General features: G+C 55.9%; 1 protein-coding gene. It reads left to right on the plus strand.

Features of this window, described 5'->3' with window-relative positions; genetic code table 11:
- The first annotated feature begins 430 nt into the window (after positions 1-430).
- Positions 431-9,328 (plus strand): malectin domain-containing carbohydrate-binding protein, encoded by an 8,898-nt coding sequence (locus tag RB2501_RS09335; protein WP_083760705.1) that lies wholly within the window; start codon positions 431-433, stop codon positions 9,326-9,328.
- Positions 9,329-9,345: the final 17 nt, after the last annotated feature.

Raw genomic sequence — 9,345 nt, forward strand, 5'->3', positions numbered from 1 at the left:
TCAGCGAAGTTTTTGTGTCGTTCATCGATAGTTTGCATTTCATCGATGGTTATAAGAATGCTTTTCTTAATATTTGATCGAAGCCAACCAACAAAATTTCGCTTCACGCGGCGGGTTTTCGCCAGCCGGTTTACATTTTTTACGTTCCCCCGTATTAGTATTTGGAAGTCACCCCACAACGCTTCCAGGCCTAACTTCTTATGCAATGGTGCAACGAGAGCACTTTTGCCTATGAAACAATTCTACTCCCGGAATACCGGCGGGGATTACCCCTGGTGTTCCATCCCGGATTACCTGTATGCGCGCTTAGCGGCAGGCCGGCGGGTATTTCCCCCTGGGGGAATGCCGCGGGGCTGTTTTGCGGGAAAGGATGCTCTTTGGTTGCCAGTAAGGAATCGAATTCACTCTCATCCCACAAACCGCTCCCATTATGGAAAATGTAGTTAAGCTACGCCAACGCCTTGCACGTGTAATCAAAAACATGGCCCAATGGCCACCCCGGACACAAACCGTTCCGGCAAAAATTCAATCGATACCCGCATGGAACCGGAAGGCACCGACCTTTTGGTTGTTCATTCTGGCCCTGGTCGGACTCGGCTTCCTGAGTCCGGTCCGGTCCCAGGCGGACCTCGTCGTCAACCCGGCCTCCTCCGATGTGGAAGTGAGCGATACTTTCACCCTGACCGTAGCCATTGAGTCCAGCGGACAGGCATACCAGGGAGCAGCTTTTTATTTGCAATTCGATCCTGCCATCCTACAGGTCAACAGCGCTACCCAATCCTCGGGAAGCGCCCTGCCGATTCCCCTGGATGGTCCGGATATCAACAATACTTCAGGGACAGTGTATTACCAGGCCGGGAACCTGTCCAGTGCCCCGACAACTGGGACTAACGTCCTTGATATCGTTTTTGAGGCCGTTGCCGAAGGGCAGTCGACTATCGCCTTTTTTGACCCGGACCCGAGTGATCCGTCACTTTTTCCGACCATATCACTCTCAGGCGGGAGCGTCCTGGGAACGGCAACAGGGGCTGTTGTAAATGTGGGAACCGCCAATCAAAACCCGATTGCCGATTTTACCATCGCGCCCAATCCGGCCAATACCAACCAGGTAATTGATTTTACGAGTACTTCCACCGACGCGGATGGGAGTATTGTCAATTACAGCTGGAACTTCGGGGACGGGAGCCCCGTGGTTTCCGGGGCCACCGAGACTGCGCCCCAGCACAGCTATACCCTTTCCGGCACGTACCAGGTCATGCTTACCGTTACGGACGACCTTGGGGGCGTCGGGATGATTACCAAACAAGTGCAGATCCTTGAAACCGGACCGACGCAGTATACGATTACTGCATCCGCAGGTGCGGGGGGAAGCATTTCCCCATCCGGGGCAGTTGCCGTCAATGAAGGAGACAACCAGGAGTTTGTATTTACGCCGGACCCCGGGTTTGAGATAACCGAAATACTTGTAGATTCCAGCCCGGTTCCTGTAGCACCTACCTACCAATTCACAGGTGTAACAGCGAATGCCACAATCAGTGTGAGCTTTGCCGAAATTCCTCCTTTCCAGCTGTGTATTGCCGCAGGAAATGATGCCCTGACGGCATTTGGAAGGGATTTTGTCGGCGACCCGAACACTACTCCTCCAACCACTACCCTGTTTTCCAGGACGAATGGGAAGGCCTACAAGGGGTATTCTAGTGCGATCGCGGGAACAACCCCAGGCTCTCCGGAGGAATTATTATTCCAGAAAGAAATTTACGGGGGCGCCGGTGGGACCAACCCATCCTATATCTATGACATCCCTGTCGAAAATGGAAACTACCAGGTAGAACTCTACTTTGCGGAGGTATTTCACCCGGGCCCCAACGGCCGGGTGTTCGATGTATTCCTGGATGGGAACCTGATCCTGGACGAGTACGACCTGGTCAACCCAATTAAGGATGGATTGTCCTCCAACCAGACGGCCATCACCAGGACATATAATGTCAATGTTACAGACGGAAATATTTCCGTACAGATTGGCGACGCTACCATTGATAATGGAAAACTGGCCGGAATTTGCATCACTGAAGTGAGCAGTGCCAACCTGCATCCGCTCAGCAATATCGGCCCGATTGCTGTCGATGCCACCGTGCCCGTTGCCCTGGCCCTGGGGATTTCAGACCCGGAAAGCGACCCGCTGACTGTAACGCTCCACGGCCTGCCCGCTTCCTTGAGCTTTAATTTTACCACCCAGCAACTCGAAGGCACCCCCCTGGTTGGCGACGTCGGCACCTATACCATCAACGCGATTATTTCGGATGGGACCAACTCCCCGGTAACGGAGGAATTCACCCTGACCGTTAACCCGGCCCCGGGCAATGACCCGCCAACCATCGACGCCATCGCGGATGTCACGGCCAATGAAGGGGATAACATCTCCGTGCCCATCACCATTACAGACGACACAGACCCCTCCGGTTCCATCGAGATATTCGACGTCAGTGCCGGGGGAACCAACCAACCGTTTACCCCAACGACTGCAGTTGCGGTCGGTTCCCTTACGGACAATGGGGGTGGTAGTTATAGCTTTGACTGGACGCCTGCGCCCGGTTCCGGTAAATCCTACCTGGCAATTGTTACTGCCGATGACGGGGTTAATCCGCCGGTGTCGGAATCCTTCCGGATTGACGTTGCCCAGCAAATTCAGAATGGCAGTACCATCCTGGCGCGGACGTTTAACAACCCGGACCCCTGGTATGGTTCCAATGCACCAGGTGCGGGATATTCAGTTGCTATTGAAGATGGAAATGGAAATCCGATGAATATCGGCTATATCGATAACGGGGATTTTGTGGAATACCTTATCAATGTCCCTGCCCCAGGCGTTTTCGATCTCGAAGTTCAGGCCGCGAAGGGCAATGGGGGTACAACAACTGTCACCTTCTCCGAGAATTCGGGAGGATCTTTTATCCCTATCGGTTCTGTCGATGTTGTCCAAACTGCATGGCAAACCTATGCGTCCTACACCACCCAGGTGACTTTTGTGAATTCCGGGTTGCAGACATTGCGTCTGGATTTTAACGGGGGGGTGAATATCTCTGAATTCAGCTTCACGGCCAATAATGACAATACACCACCGGTGGTGACAATCACAAGCCCGGTTGACGGTATCTACGCAACATCTGATGTGAGCTTGAGTTTTACCGGAACGGCCAATGACCTGGCTGACGGTGACCTTTCTGCCAACCTGAGCTGGGAGTCCGACGTGGACGGCCCGCTGGGTACGGGAGCCTCATTTTCTTCCAGCCTTTCCTTGGGAACCCACGTTATAACCGCTTCGGTTACAGATCTTGACGGATCTGATCCGCAAACGGGTCAGGCTTCAATTACAGTGAATATCATTTCCCCGGCACCGGCATGCGACGTGAGTTTCCGGGTGAATGCGGGAGGCCCGACCGTGTTATCTCCCGAGGGTGATTTTGAAGCAGATCAGTCTGTTTCCCAGGCAGGTTCAGATGCTCAGACAGGTACTCCCTCTCCCTATCTGGATCTGACTCCGCCTGCGGTGGATAAAACCTTTGGATCCAATGCGCCCCTGGCGTCCAATACTACAGGATATCCTGATTTTCTCTTCCAGACGGAACGATGGAGCGATGCCGCCAGCCCCGATAATATGAATTGGGCATTTCCCACAGGGAATGGAACGTTCCTGGTCAAATTATTATTCAATGAAAATTGGTCCGGCGAGGTCAATAGCCCCCGGGTTTTCGATGTGATTGTTGAGGGTGAACTGGCTCTGGATGATTACCGGCCTTCGGGACCAACGGGAGCAGATTTTAATGTTGCCAAAGTCGAAACCTATGAGGTGACTGTGGAGGACGGCACTCTCAACATCAATTTCCTTCCGGGAACCCAAAACCCATCAATCAAAGGGTTCGATATCTGTGCTGTCCCAGCCCCCAACACGGCTCCGGTCGTAAACATCACCGCCCCGGCGGCTGGCGCAAACGTAACCCGCGGCCAGGCGATAACGCTCACAGCGACCGCTACTGATGCCGAAGATGGCGATGTAGCTGCCTCCATCCAGTGGAGCTCGGGCGACATCCAGTTCTCCCCGGACGGTACTGGCGGCAGTACGACCGGAGTATTCGTAACCCCGGGAACCCAGACACTTCGGGCTACCGCCCAGGATTCCGAGCCGCTCGAAGGCTTCGATGAAATTACGGTGAACGTAAGTGCGCCTGAGGTGACATTTGCGAGCCCCCTGGAGGGTGCTACCCTGAGCAGCCTGACGGTAGGCGTAGAGTTGAGCCCCACGGGTATCCTGTTCGGGAATTCAGAGCACTTCCATATTTATATCAATCCGCCGGATATAAACAATATCGATACGGATACGCGTATTTCCTCGGCCGGCACCGGCCCCTGGAAAATCAGCGAGACGGAGTTCGAGTTCGACGAGAATAGCGGATCCCTGACAGCTACCACACCCGGTAACGGCATCCAGGAAGGAGCCAACACGATTGTGGTGGTAGCGGCCAACCAGTTCCACGACGAATTCACCAACCCGGAAGCTAAGGCAGTTGTCAACTTTGACGTCTGCCTGGTAAACATCACAGATGTTGCAGCCACCGATCCCTCGGAATGCGGGGTAAACGACGGTAGTATCGTCATTTCCGCCGATGGATCCAACCTGCAGTACAGCATCGACAACGGAGCCACCTTTGTGGCTTCCAATACATTCAGCGATCTGCCTGCCGGTACGTATAACATCGTGGTAAAGAACTCCGAGACTTGTTCGGATACACAACTCAATGTGGTCCTGACTGCCCCGGATGTGCCGGCGATAAGCCAGGTAGACCCAACCAACCCCACGGATTGCGGGACGGAAGACGGGACCCTCACCGTTTCGGCTACCGGGACGAACCTGGAATACAGCCTGGACGGCGTGGATTTCCAGGCCAGCAATGTATTTTCCGACCTGGCAGCAGGGGCCTACACGGTAACTGTCCGGGAAGTGGGCACCACTACCTGTACGGCAACATCCGGAGTGGTAACCCTGACAGCGCCCGAGGCGCCGTCTATTGACAGCATTACCCCCACCGACCCGACGGCCTGTACGACTGACGATGGAACGATTACCATCGGAGCCACGGGAACCCAGTTGGAATACAGTATAGACGGGGGTGCGAATTTCTTTGAAAACGGCGGGAATTTCACCGGCCTCCCCGACGGAACCTACAACATCGTGGTGCGGGAAGTCAACAGCCCGGCCTGCTTGGCGAACGGTACCGCCCCGGTGGTCCTTTCCGACCCGATTGGCCCGATGCCGGTTATTTCCGGGGACCTTACCTATCTGCAAGGCACCTCCGGGACTACCCTGGATGCAGGAGCAGGATACTCCTCCTACCTCTGGTCTACCGGGGAGACCTCCCAGACCATTTTGGCAACGGCAGGCAGCTATTTTGTCACCGTAACGGATGCCAACGGGTGCGAAGGCACCTCGGTAACGGTTATTGTATCCGAAACCACGGACAACGAGGCCCCTAATGCCGTATGTACGGCCTTTGAGATCTTCCTGGATGCCGATGGGAATGCCACCCTGGACCCTGCGGATATCGACGGGGGCTCAACGGACAATGTAGGCATCGCATCCCTTTCCGCGAGCCAGACGGCCTTTACATGTGCGGACCTCGGCGTCAACCAGGTGATGCTTACCGTGGTTGATGTGAATGGCCTGAGCAGTTCCTGTATGGCGGACGTTACCGTAACGGACCTGATTGCCCCGGTAGTGGATTGCGATGCGAATGTGATCCGGAATAGCCTCAATGGCAACCCGGTGGTGATTTCCGTTCCGGAACCCACAGTAACGGACAATTGCGAAACCGGCCTGGTGGCTGTGGGTACCCGCAATGACGGGCAACCCATGGATGCCGGCTTCCCGGTTGGCACAACGGTGGTTACCTGGACGATAGCAGATGCCTCCGGCAACGTGGGTACCTGTCAGACCAATGTGATTGTCAACAACACGGGGTCTACCAACAACAACATCGTGAGCTTTAACGTTGGCGGCCAGGTCGGTAACTCCAACATTGACGCCACGCTGCACACGGTAGAATTCACCATGCCTTTCGGCACGGACCTCTCCAGCCTGGCTCCGAGCATTGCCGTATCGGAATTTGCCTCCATCAACCCGGCCTCCGGGGCAACGGCAGATTTTACCTCCCCAGTGGATTACACGGTGACGGCACAGAGCGGTGCCCAGCAAGTATGGCAGGTTACGGCCCTGCTGGCGGCTGACTCGGAAGATCCTGTAGTTGCCTGCCCTCCAAATCTCACAATTACCAATGATCCCGGAGCATGCGGGGCAATCGTTACCTTCGCGGCAACGGCCACGGACAACGATGCGGTGAGCAGCTTGGATTATTCAACCCCCAGCGGAAGTGTATTCCCGGTTGGAACCACCACCGTAACGGTCACTGCTTATGACCCTGCGGGGAATTCCGATACCTGTACTTTCGATGTAACTGTCAATGACACAGAGGCGCCGGCTGTTACCTGCCCGGGAGATATAATTGTGCAGGCGGCACCGGGAGCTTCCTCGGCGACGGTTTCCTACGGCCTGCCAACGGTTACGGATAATTGTCCCGGGGCAAATGTCAGCCTGACCGGTGGCCTGGCTTCCGGGGCTGCGTTCCCCATTGGGACCACCACAGTAACCTACCAGGCTACAGACGCCTCCGGAAACACGGCAAGTTGCAGCTTTGATGTAACCGTAGAGGAAACGCCGGTTACGGCAAGCCTGGTGATTGCGCCGGCCTCCATGAATGTCAACCTGAATGTTGGCGGGTCCCAGGCCGTGCAATATACCGTGGATTCCGATGACGGCAGTACGCTGCCTACGCCGGCTGCCATGACCATCACGGACAATGCAACTGGTTTGGATGCTACGTGGGCGAGTACCACAAGCGCCGCCAACCAGGATACCCCGTATGAAGTATTCTTCAATGCCGCCGGCCTGGCTCCGGGAACCTATAACGGAACCCTTGCGGCCGGTCCTGTAACCGGATATTCAGATACGAGTATACCGATTACGATGACCGTGAGCGAAATACCGCCGCTCAGCCTGCTGGAATTTGTACTGGTGGATGCCGATTCGGATACGGATCTCTTCCCCATTACCAATGGCATGTTGATCGACGTCAATGCGCTGCCCACCAACAACCTGAATATCCGGGCAGAGGCCTCTGACGACGTCACCAGCGTGGTGTTCCAGCTTTCCGGGACCCTCACTAAGAACCAGACGGAGAATGTTTCGCCGTATGCAGTTTACGGAGACAACTCCGGCAATTACAACGCCCAGGTGTTCCCGCTGGGGTCGTACACCCTGAATGGCACCGCCTATAGCGGGGCAGGGGGAAGCGGCAGCTCGGGTACCACGGCCACTGTGCAGTTTACCTTTACCGATGAGAACCCGGCCTGCGCGTCTTTTGACGCCGTGTTGGACGCATCTTCGGATCCCACGAGCTGTAGTAGCCCGAACGGGACGGCTTCAATCGACGTCAGCGGCGCAACAGGTAGTGTTACATATACCTGGAGCCATAACCCGGCGCTGAACAGCGCAACGGCTACCGGCCTCTCCGGCGGATCCTATTCGGTTCAGGTGTCGGATAGCAACGGGTGTATTGATGTGGTGAATTTCACGCTGAATGCTCCTGCTTCGCCAGTGGTAACCCTGGCCGCCCAGCCCACCGTACTGAATACGGATGCACCGTTTGCGCTTACCGGCGGTTCCCCGGCAGGGGGCACGTACAGCGGTACGGGTGTCAGCGGGGGAGTGTTTGACCCCGCAGTAGGGCCCGGCACTTTTGCCATCACCTATACCTTTACCGACGGTAACGGGTGTACGGCAAGTGCTACGCAGAACCTCCAGGTGAATTCCGCTATTGGCGACGCAGCATTGATTGTATTGGACGCCACCACGGATACGCCCCTCTTTGCCCTGACCGATGGGATGACCATTTACAAGAGTACTATCGGCAATACCCCGCTGGGCGTAATCTATAATGCAGACCTCAACCCGGGCGGCGTTCAGTTCAACCTGAGCGGCCCCCTGAACGAATCCCGTTACGAAGGCCCTTCACCGCATTCCCTATTTGGGGACATCGGGGTGAACATCCAGGGGAAACCCTTCCCGGTTGGGAACTACACCCTGGTGGCCAACCCGGCTAACGGGCCCACCATTTCGGTGAATTTCTCAGTGGTTGACCAGGATCCTGCCTGCGTATCATTTGACGCCAGCCTGGCATCGACCACCAACCCTTCAACCTGTAATGGGAATGACGGAAGTGCCACGGTTTCGGTTTCCGGTTCAACGGGTACGGTGACTTACCTCTGGAGCCATAACCCCGGCCTGAATGCCGCCACGGCCAACAACCTGGCACCCGGGGCGTACAGTGTTACCGTTTCAGATAGCAACGGGTGTATCGATGTGGTGAGTTTCACACTCAACGGACCGCCCCTGCCGGTTGTGACCCTTGCGCCCCAGCCAACGGTTGAAGTAACCGATGCGCCGTTTGCCCTGTCGGGAGGATCTCCTGCCGGCGGTACCTATAGCGGCACCGGAGTAAGCGGAGGCGTCTTTGACCCATCCGTAGGCCCGGGCACGTACGTGATCACCTATTCCTACACGGACGGGAACGGATGCTCCAACAGCGCCACGCGCAACCTGATCGTTTCAGGTGGCCTGGATGACGCCGTCCTGATCGTAGTGGATGCTACTACGGATACGCCCCTCTTTGAGCTGGTGAACGGCATGATCATCCAAAAGTCCGCGATAGGAAATACGCCCCTGAGCGTTATTTACAACGCGAGCCTGAACCCGAATGGGGTATTCTTCAAGCTCACCGGCCCGATCAATGAAACCCGGAGTGAAGGCGCCATTGCCCCGCATTCCCTGTTTGGGGACATCGGGGTGGATATCCAGGGGAAACCTTTCCCTGTGGGGAATTACAGCCTGACGGCCAACCCGAACAATGGCCCCACGGTGGTAGTGAATTTCAGCGTGGTCAACACGTCCACTTCCAAGGTGGCCCCGTCGGTCAAATCCAGCCCGAACCCGGCAAACGATGAGGTTACCCTGACGTTTGACGCACCGGTGCGCCTTGAGACCTTCCATATCTACGATACGGCAGGCCGCCTGGTACGGGTGGTACGGGCAGAAGGGGATGCGGATCTCCGCGCTTACAGGCTCGAGGTCCTGGACTTGCCGGTGGGCATGTACTATGTACGCTCTACGGATGCGGACGGTAACAGCTACCAGGAGCCCATTTTAATCAACCGCTACTAATCCCAGTCTTAATAAAT

The organism is Robiginitalea biformata HTCC2501 (assembly GCF_000024125.1).
GTDB classification, from domain to species: domain Bacteria; phylum Bacteroidota; class Bacteroidia; order Flavobacteriales; family Flavobacteriaceae; genus Robiginitalea; species Robiginitalea biformata.